The organism is Phenylobacterium sp., from assembly GCF_046590535.1.
Classification (GTDB): domain Bacteria; phylum Pseudomonadota; class Alphaproteobacteria; order Caulobacterales; family Caulobacteraceae; genus Phenylobacterium.
In genome coordinates, this window is the sequence record NZ_JBKJTG010000197.1 from 1 (window position 1) to 15,726 (window position 15,726).

At 69.3% G+C, this 15,726-nt stretch carries 19 protein-coding genes; 13 read left to right on the forward strand and 6 right to left on the reverse strand.

Annotated elements, in window-relative coordinates; genetic code table 11:
• From ACLL81_RS11625 to ACLL81_RS11635, 3 genes are all read right to left on the reverse strand, one after another.
• The coding region (locus tag ACLL81_RS11625; protein WP_411288505.1) for a 50S ribosomal protein L11 methyltransferase at positions 1 to 544 on the reverse strand (544 nt) is incomplete at its 3' end.
• 43 nt (positions 545 to 587) lie between these two features.
• On the reverse strand, positions 588 to 1,097 hold the full coding sequence (locus ACLL81_RS11630) for a hypothetical protein (protein ID WP_411288506.1): 510 nt from the start codon (positions 1,095 to 1,097) through the stop codon (positions 588 to 590).
• A 23-nt stretch (positions 1,098 to 1,120) separates the two neighbouring features.
• Positions 1,121 to 3,472 (reverse strand): UvrD-helicase domain-containing protein, encoded by a 2,352-nt coding sequence (locus ACLL81_RS11635; RefSeq protein ID WP_411288507.1) that lies wholly within the window; start codon positions 3,470 to 3,472, stop codon positions 1,121 to 1,123.
• A 233-nt stretch (positions 3,473 to 3,705) separates the two neighbouring features.
• On the opposite strand from ACLL81_RS11635, the gene ACLL81_RS11640 reads away from it, so the two are divergent.
• Positions 3,706 to 4,002, forward strand: coding sequence for a hypothetical protein (locus tag ACLL81_RS11640; RefSeq protein ID WP_411288508.1), 297 nt, complete (start codon positions 3,706 to 3,708; stop codon positions 4,000 to 4,002).
• Here ACLL81_RS11640 and ACLL81_RS11645 read toward each other — a convergent pair whose 3' ends face one another.
• Positions 4,003 to 4,215: a ribbon-helix-helix domain-containing protein gene (locus tag ACLL81_RS11645; RefSeq protein WP_411288509.1), complete on the reverse strand. Its 213-nt coding sequence runs from the start codon at positions 4,213 to 4,215 to the stop codon at positions 4,003 to 4,005. It abuts the gene before it with no gap.
• Positions 4,216 to 4,313: 98 nt separating this feature from the next.
• Here ACLL81_RS11645 and ACLL81_RS11650 point away from each other — a divergent pair, with 98 nt between their 5' ends.
• Positions 4,314 to 5,081 (forward strand): Coq4 family protein, encoded by a 768-nt coding sequence (locus ACLL81_RS11650; protein WP_411288510.1) that lies wholly within the window; start codon positions 4,314 to 4,316, stop codon positions 5,079 to 5,081.
• Here ACLL81_RS11650 and ACLL81_RS11655 read toward each other — a convergent pair.
• Positions 5,078 to 5,254, reverse strand: a complete 177-nt coding sequence (locus ACLL81_RS11655) for a DUF4169 family protein (protein WP_411288511.1) — start codon at positions 5,252 to 5,254, stop codon at positions 5,078 to 5,080. The two genes, ACLL81_RS11650 and ACLL81_RS11655, sit on opposite strands and share 4 nt — an antisense overlap.
• A gap of 66 nt (positions 5,255 to 5,320) precedes the next feature.
• Between ACLL81_RS11655 and ACLL81_RS11660 the strand changes: the two genes are divergently transcribed.
• On the forward strand, positions 5,321 to 5,557 hold the full coding sequence (locus ACLL81_RS11660) for a DUF2171 domain-containing protein (RefSeq protein WP_411288522.1): 237 nt from the start codon (positions 5,321 to 5,323) through the stop codon (positions 5,555 to 5,557).
• A 7-nt stretch (positions 5,558 to 5,564) separates the two neighbouring features.
• Here ACLL81_RS11660 and ACLL81_RS11665 read toward each other — a convergent pair whose 3' ends face one another.
• A complete protein-coding gene (locus ACLL81_RS11665; RefSeq protein WP_411288512.1) occupies positions 5,565 to 6,767 on the reverse strand; it encodes a pyridoxal phosphate-dependent aminotransferase in 1,203 nt (400 codons plus the stop codon).
• A gap of 112 nt (positions 6,768 to 6,879) precedes the next feature.
• Between ACLL81_RS11665 and ACLL81_RS11670 the strand changes: the two genes are divergently transcribed.
• The 10 genes from ACLL81_RS11670 to ACLL81_RS11715 form a co-directional block, all read left to right on the forward strand.
• On the forward strand, positions 6,880 to 7,584 hold the full coding sequence (locus tag ACLL81_RS11670) for a TVP38/TMEM64 family protein (RefSeq protein WP_411288513.1): 705 nt from the start codon (positions 6,880 to 6,882) through the stop codon (positions 7,582 to 7,584).
• Complete coding sequence (locus tag ACLL81_RS11675) at positions 7,584 to 8,204, forward strand: glutathione S-transferase family protein (RefSeq protein WP_411288514.1); 621 nt, start codon at positions 7,584 to 7,586, stop codon at positions 8,202 to 8,204. The genes ACLL81_RS11670 and ACLL81_RS11675 overlap by 1 nt, the downstream gene beginning before the upstream one ends.
• Positions 8,205 to 8,416: 212 nt before the next feature.
• Complete coding sequence (locus ACLL81_RS11680; protein ID WP_411288515.1) at positions 8,417 to 10,009, forward strand: 2-isopropylmalate synthase; 1,593 nt, start codon at positions 8,417 to 8,419, stop codon at positions 10,007 to 10,009.
• 19 nt (positions 10,010 to 10,028) lie between these two features.
• Positions 10,029 to 10,895: a DMT family transporter gene (locus ACLL81_RS11685; protein ID WP_411288523.1), complete on the forward strand. Its 867-nt coding sequence runs from the start codon at positions 10,029 to 10,031 to the stop codon at positions 10,893 to 10,895.
• 127 nt (positions 10,896 to 11,022) lie between these two features.
• Positions 11,023 to 11,913 carry a Kelch repeat-containing protein gene (locus ACLL81_RS11690; RefSeq protein WP_411288516.1) on the forward strand — a complete coding sequence of 297 codons (891 nt, stop codon included), beginning with the start codon at positions 11,023 to 11,025 and terminating at the stop codon, positions 11,911 to 11,913.
• Positions 11,914 to 11,949: 36 nt separating this feature from the next.
• Positions 11,950 to 12,753: a TOBE domain-containing protein gene (locus ACLL81_RS11695; protein WP_411288517.1), complete on the forward strand. Its 804-nt coding sequence runs from the start codon at positions 11,950 to 11,952 to the stop codon at positions 12,751 to 12,753.
• A gap of 4 nt (positions 12,754 to 12,757) precedes the next feature.
• Complete coding sequence (gene modA / locus ACLL81_RS11700) at positions 12,758 to 13,519, forward strand: molybdate ABC transporter substrate-binding protein (RefSeq protein ID WP_411288518.1); 762 nt, start codon at positions 12,758 to 12,760, stop codon at positions 13,517 to 13,519.
• A gap of 3 nt (positions 13,520 to 13,522) precedes the next feature.
• On the forward strand, positions 13,523 to 14,191 hold the full coding sequence (gene modB / locus ACLL81_RS11705) for a molybdate ABC transporter permease subunit (RefSeq protein WP_411288519.1): 669 nt from the start codon (positions 13,523 to 13,525) through the stop codon (positions 14,189 to 14,191).
• The gene (locus ACLL81_RS11710; RefSeq protein WP_411288520.1) at positions 14,184 to 14,933 is read left to right on the forward strand and encodes an ABC transporter ATP-binding protein; all 750 of its coding nucleotides are present in this window, start codon (positions 14,184 to 14,186) and stop codon (positions 14,931 to 14,933) included. The genes modB and ACLL81_RS11710 overlap by 8 nt, the downstream gene beginning before the upstream one ends.
• Positions 14,934 to 15,127: 194 nt before the next feature.
• The coding region (locus ACLL81_RS11715; RefSeq protein WP_411288521.1) for a rod shape-determining protein at positions 15,128 to 15,726 on the forward strand (599 nt) is incomplete at its 3' end.

Sequence of the window (15,726 nt, forward strand, 5' to 3'; positions counted from 1 at the left end):
GCGCGTCGATGTCGGTGCCGACGGCGACGGCGGAACCCGTGCGCGCCGCGGCGATGGCCAGCACACCGGTGCCGCAGCCCACGTCGAGCACCCGGGTAAACCGATGCGCCTTCAGGAGATCGGAGAAGGTGGTCAGGCAGCCCACGGTGGTGCCGTGGTGGCCGGTCCCGAAGGCCGCGCCGGCTTCGATCCGCAGATTGACCGTGCTGGGGGGCGCCAGGCCCAGGTCGTGAGCGCCATAGACGAAGAACCGCCCGGCCCGCACTGGCGGCAGGCCAGAGAGCGCCATGGCCAGCCAGTCCGCGTCGGCCAGCTTCTCCGTCGCCACCCGCAACGGAAAGCCCGCAAGGACGCTCTCAAACGCCTGGCGCTCGTCGTGGGTGTTCGGGAAGGCGTCGATTCGCCAGACGTCGTGGTCCTCGTCCTCTTCCAGGATGGAATAGGTCACGGTCTCGGTGGCGGGGTCGGCGTCGATGGCCACGGCCGCGGCCTCGGCGTCGGCGCGCGGCCCTCGGGCGATGATCTGGAAGGCCTCGTCGGACATGGGCCCCGCGTCTAGCGGCAGCCCAGGCGAAAGGCGAGGGGGTTCAGCCCTCGGCTGGGACGATCTCGATGACCGCAGGCTGCTCTTCCGGCGCCGCGGGCGGGGCTGGGAGGTCCGCAGCCAGCGGCACGCCGCCGCGCTCGGACGGATACTCAGCCGGGGTCGATGGCGGGTCCTGCCAGGCCTGCGCGGCCATCCGCACGGGCTCCGGCTGGGGCTGTCCGTAGGCGGAATAGTCGGCGACCCGGTAGTCGGGCGCCGGATCGTCAGGCCAAGTCATGGGCGTCAGCGAGTCGGTGCCGATCACGTAGTCAGGGACCTCGCCGGAATAGGAGGAGAAGCTGGCCATGCCGTCATAAGGTCCGAAACCCCGCAGGCCGGCCGAGCCCGCCATCATCTGCGGACCGCCCGGGCTATCGGCGTCAAAGATCAGCTCGGGCTGCATTGCCGCGCCCATCAGCAGTCCGGCGGCCAACGCCACACCCGTCCCCAGCAGGATGGCCTTCTTGTCGCGAAGCTTGAAGGAGCCGGTCATGCTGCGATAGCGCGCCATGCGCAGCTTGGTTCACAACCCCCTCAAGCCTTCTCCAGGAAGCTGTCGATGACTTTCTTCTCGCCGGCCTGCTCAAACTCGACGGTCAGCTTGTTGCCCTCGACCCCCAGCACCTTCCCGTAGCCAAACTTCAGGTGGAACACCCGGTCGCCGCGGCCGTAGTCGCTGGTCGCCGAGCTTTCAGAGACAGCCACTAGGCGGCCCTCGCCCTCGATGACCTGCTGGCGGCCGGGGTGGCTGCCGCGGTAGCCCGCCGTCTGGGCGCGCTTCCAGCCTGGCGAGGAATAGCCGGCCCCGAAAGACGGGGTCTCATCCCAGCGGCTGCCGTGCTGCTGCATGCCCGGCCCGCCGCCGTAGTAGCCGGTCTCCGAGGAGGCCTCGACGTTGGCCAGCGGCAGTTCGTCGACGAACCGCGAGGGAAGCTGGCTGGTCCAGCGGCCATAGACTTGGCGGTTGGCGGCGAAGGAGACCCGCGCCTCCTCACGGGCCCGGGTGATGCCAACGTAGGCGAGGCGGCGTTCTTCTTCGAGGCCCTTCTCGCCCTTCTCGTCCATGGAGCGCTGTGAGGGGAAGACGCCTTCCTCCCAGCCCGGCAGGAAGACGAGCGGGAACTCCAGGCCCTTGGCGGAGTGCAGGGTCATGATCTGGACGGAATCCCCCGCCGGGCCGCGGTCCAGGTCCATGACCAGGGAGACGTGCTCCAGATAGGCCTGCAGGGTCTCGAAGTTGGCCATCGACTGGACCAGCTCCTTGAGGTTCTCAAGGCGGGTCTGGCTGGTGGGGCCCTTGTCGAGGCGAAGGGCGTCGGTGTAGCCGCTCTCCTCCAGAATCTGTTCAGTGAGGCGGGCGTGCGCCGTACGCTCGGCCTCGGCCCGCCAGCGGTCCAGGTCGCGCAGGAAGTTGGCCAGTGCCGTGCGGGTCCGCGCCGCCAGCTCGTCGGTGAGTACGATCTGCCGCGCCGCGGCGGTGGCCGGGATGCCGTTCAGCCGCGCGAACTGCAGGAGCTTCTGCACGGTGGTGTCGCCGATGCCGCGCTTGGGCGTATTGACGATCCGCTCGAAGGCCAGGTCGTCGTCCGGCGACTGGATCAACCGCAGATAGGCGTGGGCGTCGCGGATCTCGGCGCGCTCAAAGAACCTCGGGCCGCCCACCACCGTGTAGGGGATCTGCAGCATCACGAAGCGCTCCTCGAAGGCGCGCATCTGGAAGGAGGCGCGGACCAGGATCGCCATGTCGCGGTACTTCCGCGGGTTCTTGTCGGTGGCGCCCTTCTTCGCCCGCTCGATCTCGTCGGCGACCAGCCGGCTCTCGCCCTCGCCGTCCCAGACGCCGCGCACGATGACCTTCTCGCCCCCCTCGGCCGCGGTCCAGAGCGTCTTGCCCAGCCGGCCCTTGTTGGCGGAGATCAGCCCCGATGCGGCCGCCAGGATGTGGCTGGTGGAGCGGTAGTTGCGCTCCAGGCGGATCACCTTGGCGCCCGGGAAGTCCCGCTCGAAGCGCAGGATGTTGTCCACCTCGGCGCCGCGCCAGCCATAGATCGACTGGTCGTCGTCGCCCACGCAGCAGACGTTCTGGCGCTTCTGGGCCAGGAGCCGCAGCCACAGATACTGGGCCACATTGGTGTCCTGGTACTCGTCCACCAGGATGTAGCGGAACCGATCATGGTACTCGGCCAGCACGTCCGGCTGGCCCATGAAGATGGTTAGGTTGTGCAGGAGCAAATCGCCGAAGTCGCAGGCGTTCAGCACCCGCAGCCGCTCCTGATAGAGCCGGTAGAGCGCCTGGCCCTTGCCGCTGGCGAACTGCGCCCCCTCGGCGGGCGGCAATCGGTCAGGGGTCCAGCCGCGGTTCTTCCAATGGTCGATCAGCCCGGCCAGCATCTTCGGCGGCCAGCGCTTGGCGTCGATGTTCTCGGCTTCCAGCACCTGCTTGATCAGCCGTTCCTGATCGTCTTGATCGAGGATGGTATAGCTGGACTTCAGGCCCACCAGCTCGGCGTGCCGGCGCAGGATCTGGGCGGCCACCGAGTGGAAGGTGCCCAGCCAGCGCAGCCCCTCGGCCTGCGGCCCGATGATGGCGGTGATCCGCTCGCGCATCTCGCGGGCCGCCTTGTTGGTGAAGGTGACGGCCAGCAGCTCCCACGGCCGGGCGCGGCCGGTGGCCAGCAGGTGCGCCAGGCGGGTGGTGAGCACCCGGGTCTTGCCGGTACCCGCCCCGGCCAGCACCAGCACCGGGCCCTCGACGGACTCCACCGCGTCGCGCTGCTCGGGATTGAGGCCGTCTAGGTAGTCGCCCACGGGCGCGCCGCCCACGCGGGCGAGGTCGCTGACGCGAAGAGCCGGGGGGTGATCGGGATCGGATTCGGACGCGGACATCGGAACATATGTAGCACGCGCAACCGTCCGCTTAAGGGGTTGAAGGAACAGCGCCGCGGGCGCTTCGTTACGGCGAAGATGGCCAGCTCAGGAGTGATCGGCCGTGGAATAGGCTCCCAGGCGGCGCATGAAGCTGTGGATGGCGTCCTGATCGGCGTCCCGACGGCCTTTGCCGCGGATCCCCGACAGGCCGATCCCGGTCCCCAAGTGAACGAAAGAGAGAGGGCGACCCCATGACCGATCAAACCCCGCACAACCCGACCACTGATCGCGACAGCGCCGACCGGCCCGAACCGCGCCGCGCCAGCCGCAACATTCCCCCGCTGGTCTGGGTGGTGGTAGCGATCCTGGTGGCCTGGTTGGCGGTCGCCCTCATCCAGCGCAACGGAGCTGACCGCACGCCCCAGGGCGGCGCCACCCCCAGCGCCGCGGAGGACGCCTCGGTGATGCCCGCGGCGCCGGCAACCGGCGATGCGCCGGCCACCCCCGCCGGCGTCATCAACGGCCCGAACCAGCCCGCGCCGAACTAGCTAGGACTTCCCCGCCCACTCCAGCGCCGCGACCCGGCAGGCGGACGCCAGCGGGCGTTCGCCTCGGGCGCGGTCGATGCTGACGATCAGCGCGGCCAGGCTCTGCGTCCGGGCCTGCGCCATTGCGTCCAGCACCTTCCAGAACTCGGGCTCCAGGGCGATTGAGGTCGCGTGGCCTGACAACAGGACGGAGCGTTTTCGTAACGAACCCATGCCAGAGTCCTTTACGCCAAGGCCGGCCGAAACGAAGCCACTTGCAAAAAAGTGACGCAGGCGTCATCTTCGGGATCAGGTTTGCAAGGTTTCCGTCCATGGTCATGACCGCTGGCAGGCTCGATGTCGCCGCACCGCCTCAGCGCCAGGGGCCGCCGAAGCTCGACTGGGGCCACGCGCTGCGCTCGCTGAAGCGCCTGTTGGCCGACAAGGATGACACCACCCAGGTGTTCGAGATCATGCGCGCCCTGAACGGCAGCGCCACGGCCAAGGCCTATCACCGGCTGCTCAACACGACCCAAGGCGGCCGCATCGCCTACGAGCGCCGCGAGTTTGCCGACCGGCTGATGGACGACGCCTGGCTGGACAGCCTGCCGGAAGGCAGCGTCGGCGCCCACTACCGCAACTTCATTCGCGCCGAGCAGCTCTCCGCCGGGGGCCTCGCCGAAATCAGCCGCCAGGGCGCGCAGGCCATCGACGAACCGCACCCCTACGCCTGGATGGGCCGGCGCACCCGCGACGTGCACGACATCTGGCACATCCTGTCGGGCTATCACCGCGACGGCCTGGGCGAAGCCTGCCTGGTGGGCTTTTCCTACGCCCAGACCAAGGGGCTGGGCTGGGCGCTGATCGCGCTCGGGGCGGGCTCGCGGGCACGCAAGTCGAAGGAATATCCCTACGTCCAGGCGATCTGGCAGGGCTACCGCCGCGGCAAGGCCGCCGGCTGGCTGCTGGGCGAGGACTATGAGCGCCTGATGGCCGAGCCGCTGGAGGCTGCGCGGCGGCGGCTGAACCTAACCCCGCCGACCATCTACGACTCGATCCCCGCCGCCGCCCGCGACGAAACGGTTCCCGCCGCGGCCTAGTGCTCGCGCTTGGCCAGATCGAGGCTGCGCGCCGCCTTGTCGGTTTCCAGCTTGGCGCCGTCGCGCGCAGCCTTGGTGCGGCCGAACCGGACCCGGTTCTGAGACGCCGTCGACCGGGCCTTGGCTTTCGCCGCGGCCTTCCTGGTTTTGTTGAGGTTGATCGGTTCGGTCATCGCGCAACTGGGCCTGTGGCTGATCCGTTTCCCAGTCTGCACCACTTCGGAGAGACAACGAACATGATGTCCCATGCCCTAGACATCCGCGAGCACATGGAGGTGGTCGGTTCCGATGGCGGTCATGTGGGCAAGGTCGACCACGTGATGAGCGACGAGATCGAGCTGGCCAAGCTCGACCTGGGCTCCGGCCTCAAGCACCACCTGATCCCCATCAGCTGGGTCGATCATGTCGAGGCGGACCGGGTCTGCCTCAACATGACCAAGGACGCCGCCAAGGCCGCCTGGCGCGAGAAGCCCTAGGCTCAGTCTATTTCACGGCCGTGCAGAACCGCTGGATGCGTGAGCACGCGTCCTCCAGCACGGCGTTTGACGTCGCATAGCTGATCCGGAAGAACGGCGAGAGGCCGAAGGCCTGCCCGAACACCACCGACACGCCCTCGGTCTCCAGCAGCTCGACGGCGAAGTCTCGGTCGCTGGCGATTACCTTGCCCGAGGGGGCCGTCCGGCCGATCAGCCCCTCCACCGACGGATAGACATAGAAGGCGCCCTCCGGCGTGGGGCAGTGCAGGCCGCGAGCCTGATTCAGCATCGAGACCACCAAGTCGCGGCGTTCCTCGAAGAGCTTGGCGTTGGGCCTGATGAAGTCCTGCGGCCCGTTCAGCGCCTCCACCGCCGCCCACTGGGAGATCGACGAGGCATTGGAGGTGGTCTGGCTCATCACCTTGGCCATCAGCTTGATCAGCGGCTCGGGTCCGCCAGCGTAGCCGATCCGCCAGCCAGTCATGGCGTAGGCCTTGGAGACCCCGTTCATGGTCAGGGTCCGCTCGTAGAGGGCAGGCTCCACCTGGGCGATGGTCCAGAACTCGAAGTCGCCGAACACCAAGTGCTCGTACATGTCGTCCGTCAGGATCCAGACGTGGGGGTGGCGCAGCAGCACGTCGGCCAGCGCCCGCAGCTCGGCCTTGGTGTAGGCGGCGCCTGACGGGTTGGACGGGGAGTTCAGCATCACCCAGCGGGTGCGGCGCGTGATCGCGGCGTCGAGATCCGCCGGCTGCACTTTGAAGCCGGTTTCAGTGCTGGTGGGCAACGGCTTCGGCGTGCCGCCGGCCAGCAGCACCATGTCGGGATAGCTCACCCAGTAGGGCGTCGGGATCACCACCTCGTCGCCTGGGTTCAGGGTGGAAACCATGGCGTTGAAGATCACCGGCTTGCCACCGGGCGAGACGTTGATCTGGCTGGGCTTGTAGGTCAGCCCGTTCTCGCGGGCGAACTTGGCGCAGATGGCGGCCTTCAGTTCGGGGATGCCATCAACGTTGGTATATTTGGTCTTGCCGTCGCGGATCGCCTGGATGGCGGCGTCCTTGATGTTCTGCGGGGTGTCGAAGTCCGGTTCGCCGGCCGCCAGGCTGATCACGTCGCGGCCCTGCGCCTTCAGCTCGCGCGCCATGGCGTCGGCGGCCAGAGTGGCTGAGGGCTTCACGCGGGACAGCGCGGCGGATTCGAGCGTCATGGCGGGCAGGGCTCCTAAGCTTGCGGCGACGCCGCGGGTTTAGCCCATGCTGCGCTGCACGCAAACCCGGGCGCCGCTTGACCGGGGGAAGGGAACAGGCGACGCCGTGGAAATGCGGCGCCTCCTGGAATTCGTCTCGAACATGGACAGCCAGGCGTGGCGCGCCCTGGCGGTCTCCTTCGTGCTGTTCGGCGGCGTGGGGCTGGTCTTCCTGTTCGGGGCCCAGGTGCTGGGGTTCGATGGCGAGGCCGCGGTGGAGACCTGGCTGGAGTCGACGCGCGGCCCCTGGTCGCTGCCTGTGGCGGTGCTGGCCTTCGCGGTGCTGGCCTTCATCGGCGTGCCGCAGTTCGTGCTGATCGCCGCCGCCGTGGTGGCTTTCGGGCCGATCACTGGCTTCGCCTATAGCTGGATCGGCACCATGGTCTCAGCGCTGGTCGGCTTCTACGTCGGCCGCGGCGCCGGCGCCCGGGTGCTGGAGCAGTTCTCCGGCGAGAGCCTGCGCCGGTTCATGAAGCTGGTGGGGCGCAACGGCTTCGTCGCCAGCCTGATCGTGCGGCTGGTGCCCTCCGCGCCCTTCATCGTCGTCAACATGGCCGCCGGCGTGACGCCCATGCGGGTGCGCCACTTCGTGGCCGGCACGGCGATCGGGATCATCCCCAAGATCGTGCTGACCGCCTTCGCCGGCGCCTCCATCGTCGATGTCATGAAGGGCGAGGACGGCCGCAACATCCTGTGGCTCGCCCTGATCGCCGCGGCTTGGCTGGCCATCGGCTGGTTCGCGCGCGAGTGGTTGCGCCGCCGCGACCGGGAAGCGTGATGCTGAAGCTGTTTCATTCGCCGGGCTCCTGTTCGCTGGCCTCGCTGATCGCCCTGGAAGAGGCTGGGGCGGATTATGAGGTGGTGCGGATGAGCACCGGGGCGGGCGACCAGCGGAAAGCCGAGTACCTGGCGATCAACTCCAAGGGTCGGGTGCCGGCCCTGGTCACCGCACGCGGCGTGCTCACCGAGACCCCGGCCATCCTGGCCTTCGTGGCGCTGACACATCCGAACGCGTGTCTCGCGCCGATCGACGACCCCTTCGCCTTCGCCCGGTGCCAGGCGTTCAACAGCTACCTCTGCTCGACAGTCCATGTCGCCCACGCCCACAAGCACCGCGGCTATCGCTGGGCCGACGATCCCGCGGCGCTCGCCGAGATGACCCGCAAGGTCCCGGAGACCGAGGCCGCCTGCTTCCAGCTCATCGAGGAAGAGATGCTGGCCGGTCCCTGGGTGCTCGGCGAGGCCTATTCGGTGTGCGACGGCTACCTGTTCACGCTGGCCGACTGGCTGGAGGATGACGGCGTCGATCCGAAGGCCTTTCCCAAGGTCTACGACCACCGCGAGCGGGTGAGGGCCAGGCCGGCGGTGCGCAAGGTTCTTGCCGAACAGGCGGCTTAAGGCCGCGCTTGGCGCAACAGTCTTGCGGCGAACCGGCGATTTCGGTAGATGCAGCGTCATGCGCACGCGCACCGCCAGCCTGCTTCTTCTTTCGCTGGGGCTTAGCCGCCCCTGGGCGCCTCTCTAGGCTGCGCGACTTCGCGGCCGGGCGTTCAGGGGTCTTTTGAACCCTCGGCCGACCTGAACAGAACCCCCGCGAAGAGACCTTTCCAATGACCGCCCCCGTACCGGCAAACGCCCCCGATACCGCGCCCCGCAGCGAGCGCGACCGGGTCCTCGTCTTCGACACCACCATGCGTGACGGCGAACAGTCGCCCGGCGCCTCCATGTCCCTGGAGGAGAAGCTGGAACTGGCCAAGATCCTCGAGGAAATGCGCGTCGACATCATTGAGGCGGGCTTTCCGATCGCCTCCAACGGCGACTTCGAGGCCGTCCGGCAGATCTCCGAGATCGTCACCGAGAGCGTGGTCTGCGGCCTGGCCCGGGCCAGCATGGCTGACATCGACCGCTGCGCTGAGGCCGTGCGCAAGGCCAAGCGCGGCCGCATCCATACCTTCCTGTCCACCAGCCCCTCACACCGCGACCACATCCTGCACGCCAGCCAGGAAGATATCCTGGAGATGATCACCAAGTCGGTGACCCATGCGCGCAACCTGTGCGGCGATGTTGAGTGGTCGGCCCAGGACGCCACCCGCACCGAACAGGACTTCCTGCGCCGCTGCGTGGAGGCCGCCATCGCCGCCGGCGCCCAGACCATCAACCTGCCCGACACGGTGGGCTACACCTATCCCTCCGAGTACGCGGAGATCTTCCGCGACATCATCGAGAATGTGCCGAACGCCGACCGGGTGGTGTTCTCCACCCACTGCCACAACGACCTGGGTCTGGCCGTGGCCAACAGCCTGGCCGGGGTGCAGGCCGGCGCCCGGCAGGTGGAGGTTGCGGTCAACGGCATCGGCGAGCGCGCCGGCAACGCCGCGCTCGAAGAGATCGTCATGGCGCTGAAGGTGCGCGGAGACCGGCTGCCGTTCCACACGGCGATCGAGACCACCCACATCACCCGGGCCAGCCGCTATGTCTCGGCGATCACCGGCTTTCCGGTGCAGTTCAACAAGGCGATCGTCGGCAAGAACGCCTTCGCCCACGAGAGCGGTATCCACCAGGACGGGATGCTGAAGGACCGCGGGACCTACGAGATCATGACGCCCGAGGACGTCGGGCAGGGCGGTTCCAACCTGGTGATGGGCAAGCACTCCGGCCGCCATGCGTTCCGCGAGAAGCTGAAGGCCTTGGGCTACGAATTGGGGCAGAACGCGCTGAACGAGGCGTTCCAGCGCTTCAAGGACCTGGCCGACAAGAAGAAGCACGTTTTCGACGACGATCTGGTGGCTCTGGTGGACGACGCCCTGGCCAGCGGCGCCGACCGCATCCAGGTCAAGCACCTGCGGGTGATCGCCGGCACCGAGGGCCCGCAGGAGGCTTTCCTGACGGTGACCATCGAGGGCGAGGAGAAGTCGGCGAACGCCACCGGCGACGGTCCCGTGGACGCGGTGTTCAACGCCATCCACGCGGTGATGCCGCACGAGGCGATCCTGCGGCTGTTCCAGGTCCACGCGGTGACCGAGGGCACCGACGCTCAGGCGCAGGTCTCCGTCCGGCTTGAGGAGGACGGCCGCATCGCCACCGGCCAGGCGGCCGACACCGACACCCTCACCGCCTCAGCCAAGGCTTATGTGAACGCGCTCAACAACCTGATGGCGCGCAAGGAAAAGAGCGCCCCGGACGCCATCGCCAGCGGGTTCTAGTCCCGTTCTCTGGATCGTCCTGACGGCCGCGGCCGCGCCCCTGCAGGTGGCGCGCAACGTCATGCAGCGCGGGCTGGTGGCGGACGCGGGACCGTGGGGCGCGACCCTGGTGCGGTTCCTGTTCGGCCTGCCGTTCGCCATCGCCCTCTTCGCGCTCGCCTCATGGCTGACGCCCGCCGCCGCCCCCGACCCGTCCGCCAGATTCTGGACCGGAGCTGCGGTGGGCGCCCTGGCCCAGGTCGGGGCCACGGGCACGCTGCTGATGGCCATGCACCGCTCCGGATTCGCGGTGGCGACGATGATGCAGCAGGCCTCCCTGCCGGTCGCGGCCCTGCTGGGCTGGCTGGCGTTTGGCGACCGGCTGAGCGGGCAGGCCTGGGCGGGGATCGCCATCACCACCGCGGGCCTGATGGTGCTGTCGTGGCCCCGGCGGGGCGAGGCGCGGGGCGCGGCAGTGGGCGGGGCCCTCGGCCTGGCATCCGGCGCTGCCTTCGCCGTGGCCCTGAATGGCTACCGGCAGGCGGGCCTCGCCTTCGATCCGGCGCATCCGATCTATTCGGCTACAGCCGCCCTGGTGGCGGCCCAGGCCATCCAGTCCCTGGTGCTCACCGGCGTCCTGGCGATGACCCGGCCGCAGGCGCTGCGGGCCGTGGCGGCGTCATGGCGGGCGTCCCTGGGGGCGGGGTTCTTCGGTTCCGCCGCCTCGGCCTGCTGGTTCGCGGCCCTCGCCCTGGCGCCGGCGGGGCCGGTGCGGGCGGTGGGGGTGATCGAGGCGCCCATCGCCGCGGCCGTGGGACGGCGCCTCTTCCAGGAGCGGCTCAGCCTGCGCCAGTGGGTCGGCGGGACCCTGGCGGCGGCTGGGGTGGTGATGACCGCCCTGGCCTGACTTCCAACCCGGCGCGGGCGTGGCACTATGGGGTCATGATCGACCGCCGCACGCTCGCCGCCAGCCTCGCCGCCGAGCTCCTGCCCGCCGCCGCCGCCGCCCGCTGGGGACCCTGCGCGCCCGTGCCGTGGCCGGTGCAGGAGGTCTATGGGACCGCCTGGCGGGGCCAGGTGGTGATCGCCGGGGGCATGCGCCGGGGCCGGGCGGCACGGGCGGTGGGATCAATCCTCAGGCCCGCACCGGCCTCTACGATCCCGCGGCCGACCGGCGGACGGAGGGTCCGCACCTGCCCTTCGCCGGTCATCACCCGGTGCTGGCCACCGCCCGTGGCCGGGTCTACGCCTTCGGCGGCTACCAGGTGACGGCGGCTGGCGGCTGGGTGGCGATCCCCGACGCCCTGGTTCTCGACGGCAAGGCCTGGCGGCCGGTCGCGCCCATGCCGGGACTACAATGCGAGACCGTCGCGGTGACGCTCGGCGACCGCATCCACATCGCCAGCGGCCGCGCTCCCCTGGGCGAGGCCAACCGCGAGTGGCGCCACCAGGGCGACATCGCCCTCCATCAGGTGTTCGACACCCCTTCGTGCCGCTGGGAGACCGCCGCCCCATGCCCGGCGGCGCGCAACAGCGCCACGGGAGCCGCAATCGGCGGCTTATTCTACTTGGCGGGCGGCCGCACGGTGAGGGGCGGCAACAGCGCCCAGCTTGATCGCTACGACCCCAAGACCGACCGCTGGGAGACGCTGGCGCCCATGCCGCGAGGGGCCGGGGGCCTGGCAGGCCCTGCCACCGGCGACCGGCTCTATGTGTTCGGCGGCGAGGGCGGCCCCGGCGTGATCCCCAACGCCTGGACCTACGATCCTCGGACCGACGCTTGGACCGCCGCGCCGGCCATGCCGGTTCCCCGCCACGGCTTGGCCGGTGTCACCGTGAAGGGCCGCATCTATGCGGTAGGCGGTGGCTTGCAGGAATCCGGCCGCCAGACCAGCGCGGTGACCGAGGTGCTGCTCCCAACCTAGGTGACGGCGTTATATAGTCGCGCTACATAACGCATGATGACTGCTACTCCCGCCCTCAACGCCGCCCTATCGCTCCGCCGCGGCGAGGGCGCCCGCGTCGGTGGCGACCGGATCGCGTTGATGGAAGCTCTGGGAGAGTTGGGCTCGATCCGCGCAGCGGCGGCGCAGCTCGGCCTGAGTTACAAGGCCGCCTGGGACGCGGTGCAGGCGCTCAACAACCTGTTCGACGCGCCTCTGGTCGCGGCCCAGGCTGGCGGGCGCCAGGGCGGGACCGCCGTGCTGACCCCCCGCGGTCGCGCCGTGGTCGCCGCCTTCCACCGGGTGGAGGCGGAACTGGCCGGGGCGCTGGAACGGCTGGAGCGGGGCCTGGGCGGCGCACCCGACACGGACGTGGGAACCCTGTTCTGGAGCCTTGGTATGAGGACGAGCGCGCGAAACGCCCTGCGCGGGACGGTGGCTAGCGTTACCGACGGCGCCGTCAACGCCGAAGTCACCCTGCAGGTGGCGCGTGGCGTCGAGATCGTCGCCGTGGTGACCCGGGCCAGCGTCGCAGACCTGGGCCTCGCGCCCGGCAAGCCCGCCATCGCGCTGATCAAGTCGAGCTTCATCGTGCTGGCCAAAGGCGAGGGCCTGATGACCTCGGCCCGCAACCAGATCGCAGGACGGGTGATCAGCCGCGAGGACGGAGCGGTGAACAGCGAGATCACGCTCGAGATCGCCGATGGAAAGACGCTGACCGCCACCATCACCCGCGAGAGCGCCGAGCACCTCAAACTGGAGTTGGGCGAGGCGATCACCGCCCTGATTAAGGCGCCGCACGTCATTCTGGCCGTGGAGTAGGCTCATGCGCTGGCTCATCGCTATTCTTGCGGTCATGTGTGTCCCGGCGCTGGCCCGCGCCCAGGACGCGCCGCCCATCGCCGCGGCGTCGGACCTGCAGGCGGCCCTTCCGGAGGTCGCGGCGGCCTTCCAGAAGGCCACCGGCCAGAGCGTGCGGCTGACCTTCGGTTCGTCAGGCAATTTCGCCCAGCAGATCGAGAACGGCGCGCCGTTTCAGGTCTTCCTCTCCGCCGACGAATCCTACGTCCAGACGCTACAGGCGGCGGGCCGGACGGAAGGGGCGGGCGCGCTCTACGCCATTGGCCGGATCGGCCTCTTCACGCCGCGGGGCTCGCCGGTGAGGGCCGATGCGGGCCTGAAGGACCTTGCCGCCGCCGTGCGCGACGGCCGGGTGCAGAAGTTCGCCATCGCCAATCCGGCGCACGCCCCCTATGGCCGCGCAGCGCGCGAGGTGCTGCAGACCACGGGGATTTGGACCGCCATCGAACCCAGGCTGGTGTTGGGCGAGAACGTCTCCCAGGCCACCCAGTTCGTCACGTCAGGCTCGGTTCAGGCCGGCCTGATCCCCCAGTCGCTGGGGTTGACGCCGCAGGTGAAGGCGGCCGGCGCCTTCGTCCTTGTACCCGCCGCCTGGCACAAGCCGCTGCGTCAGCGCGCCGTGGTGTTGAGGGGCGCGGGCCCGACGGCGAGGGCCTTTTACGCTTTCCTGCAAGGTCGCGAGGGCCGGGCGATCCTGGTCCGCTACGGCTTCACCTTGCCGCGCTGATCCATGGACTGGGAAGCCTTCCGGGTCTCGTTGAAGCTGGCCACCTGGACCGCCCTGGTGCTGTTGCCGCTGGGCTTGATCCTGGCCCGCACGCTGGCCTTCCGCCGGGTGCCCGCCAAGGGCCTGATCGAGGCGCTGGTGGCCGCGCCCTTGGTGCTGCCACCGACGGTGCTGGGCTTCTATCTGCTCACGGCGTTCGGCGGAAACTCCGGCCTGGGGCAGGCCTGGGCGCGGGCCTTCGGCCATCCGCTGGCCTTCAGCTTCGAAGGCTTGCTGGTCGCCTCGCTGATCTTCAACCTGCCGTTCGCGGTGCAGCCGATGCAGCGGGCCTTTGAGAGCCTGCCCCCAGACGTGCGGCAGGCGGCCTGGGTCAGCGGCCTGACGCCGTGGCGCACCTTCTGGCGGATCGAGCTGCCGCTGGCCTGGCCAGGCGTGCTCTCCGGCCTGGCGCTGACTTTCGCCCATACGCTGGGCGAGTTCGGCGTGGTGCTGATGGTGGGCGGCTCGATCCCCGGCGAGACCCGCACCCTGGCGCTGTCGATCTACGACCGGGTGCAGGCCTTCGATCACCCGGCGGCGGCTACCATGAGCGCCGCGCTGCTGGTCTTCTCGATCGCCGCCATCGCGGTGGTGTACGGCCTCTCCGGCAATATCGGCCGCCGACATGGCTGAGCCCGGGCTTTCGGTGCGCTTGTCGCAGGCGGGGCAGATTCCCCTGGACCTGCAGCTGACCTGCGCGCCCGGAGAGGTGCTGGGCGTGGTGGGCCCGTCCGGCGCGGGCAAGACGACCCTGTTGCGGTCCATCGCCGGGCTCTATTCGGCCAAGGCCGGCCGCATCGCAGTGGGCGATCAGGTCTGGTTCGACAGCACGCGGAAGATCAGCCTGCCCGCGCATCGCCGCGCCGTGGGCCTGGTGTTCCAGGAGCACGCGCTCTTCCCGCACCTCAGCGCACTCGCCAACGTCGCCCTGGCCATGGGCCATCATCCCAGTGGCGAACGGGCGGACCGCGCCCGTGATCTGCTGCGCCGAGTGCATCTGGACGGCCTGGAGGCGCGCAAGCCGCACGCCCTCTCCGGCGGGCAGCGGCAGCGGGTGGCGATCGCCCGGGCCCTGGCCCGCGATCCGAAGGTGCTGCTGCTCGACGAACCCTTCTCGGCGGTGGACCGGCGCACCCGGACGAGGCTGCATGCGGAGATCGCCGAACTGCGGCAGGACCTGGCCATCCCCATGCTGCTGGTGACCCACGACATTGAGGAGGTCACCCGGCTTTCCGACCGCATCGCCCTCCTGGATCAGGGCTGCGTGAAGCTGGTCGGAAGTCCTGCGGAGGTGCTGGCGGACCCCGTGGGGCGCGAGCTGATCTGGGGCGAGGCGCCGGTGCGCCCGGTTCATGGCGATAGCGAGGCGAGCTAGGCGATAATACTCGCGCGCGACGCGAAGGCGCACACGGCTCTTTAAGCCTTGAATTCGCATATAGAGCAGGGCAGAGGGGACAGGAAGCCTGTCAGACAGATCGTAACGGCTCGACGCCCTATTCGGCGTCAACAGAGCCGCCGCGGACCAACCGGCAGACTGCCCGTTCCAGCCCCAATCCGTCAGGGCCTTGCATGATCTCATCCCTCTTCGGCGCGATCTCGAACGACATCGCCATCGACCTCGGCACCGCCAACACCCTGATCTACATGAAGGGCAAGGGAATCGTGCTGAACGAGCCGTCGGTTGTGGCGCTGCGCAACGTGGGCGGCCGCAAGGTGGTCCACGCCGTTGGCATCGAAGCCAAGCAGATGCTCGGCCGCACGCCCGGGCATATGGAGGCCATCCGCCCCATGCGCGATGGGGTCATCGCAGACTTCGAAGTCGCCGAGGAGATGATCAAGTACTTCATCCGCAAGGTGCACAACCGCAAGGGCTTCGTGAACCCCAAGGTCATCGTCTGCGTGCCGTCGGGCGCCACGGCGGTGGAGCGTCGCGCCATCAACGATTCCTGCCTCAACGCCGGCGGACGTCGCGTGGGCCTGATCGACGAGCCGATGGCCGCGGCGATCGGCGCGGGCCTGCCCATCCACGAGCCCACCGGCTCCATGGTGGTCGATATCGGCGGCGGCACCACCGAGGTGGCCGTGCTGTCCCTGTCGGGCATCGTCTATTCGCGCTCCGTTCGGGTCGGCGGCGACAAGATGGACGAGGCGATCATCAGCTACATGCG

Coding starts and splice junctions, on each gene's coding strand:
- ACLL81_RS11630 (WP_411288506.1), bottom strand. CDS start 1,097: ATGGCGCGCTATCGCAGCATGACCGGCTCCTTCAAGCTTCGCGACAAG.
- ACLL81_RS11635 (WP_411288507.1), bottom strand. CDS start 3,472: ATGTCCGCGTCCGAATCCGATCCCGATCACCCCCCGGCTCTTCGCGTC.
- ACLL81_RS11640 (WP_411288508.1), top strand. CDS start 3,706: ATGACCGATCAAACCCCGCACAACCCGACCACTGATCGCGACAGCGCC.
- ACLL81_RS11645 (WP_411288509.1), bottom strand. CDS start 4,215: ATGGGTTCGTTACGAAAACGCTCCGTCCTGTTGTCAGGCCACGCGACC.
- ACLL81_RS11650 (WP_411288510.1), top strand. CDS start 4,314: ATGGTCATGACCGCTGGCAGGCTCGATGTCGCCGCACCGCCTCAGCGC.
- ACLL81_RS11655 (WP_411288511.1), bottom strand. CDS start 5,254: ATGACCGAACCGATCAACCTCAACAAAACCAGGAAGGCCGCGGCGAAA.
- ACLL81_RS11660 (WP_411288522.1), top strand. CDS start 5,321: ATGTCCCATGCCCTAGACATCCGCGAGCACATGGAGGTGGTCGGTTCC.
- ACLL81_RS11665 (WP_411288512.1), bottom strand. CDS start 6,767: ATGACGCTCGAATCCGCCGCGCTGTCCCGCGTGAAGCCCTCAGCCACT.
- ACLL81_RS11670 (WP_411288513.1), top strand. CDS start 6,880: ATGCGGCGCCTCCTGGAATTCGTCTCGAACATGGACAGCCAGGCGTGG.
- ACLL81_RS11675 (WP_411288514.1), top strand. CDS start 7,584: ATGCTGAAGCTGTTTCATTCGCCGGGCTCCTGTTCGCTGGCCTCGCTG.
- ACLL81_RS11680 (WP_411288515.1), top strand. CDS start 8,417: ATGACCGCCCCCGTACCGGCAAACGCCCCCGATACCGCGCCCCGCAGC.
- ACLL81_RS11695 (WP_411288517.1), top strand. CDS start 11,950: ATGACTGCTACTCCCGCCCTCAACGCCGCCCTATCGCTCCGCCGCGGC.
- modA (WP_411288518.1), top strand. CDS start 12,758: ATGCGCTGGCTCATCGCTATTCTTGCGGTCATGTGTGTCCCGGCGCTG.
- modB (WP_411288519.1), top strand. CDS start 13,523: ATGGACTGGGAAGCCTTCCGGGTCTCGTTGAAGCTGGCCACCTGGACC.
- ACLL81_RS11710 (WP_411288520.1), top strand. CDS start 14,184: ATGGCTGAGCCCGGGCTTTCGGTGCGCTTGTCGCAGGCGGGGCAGATT.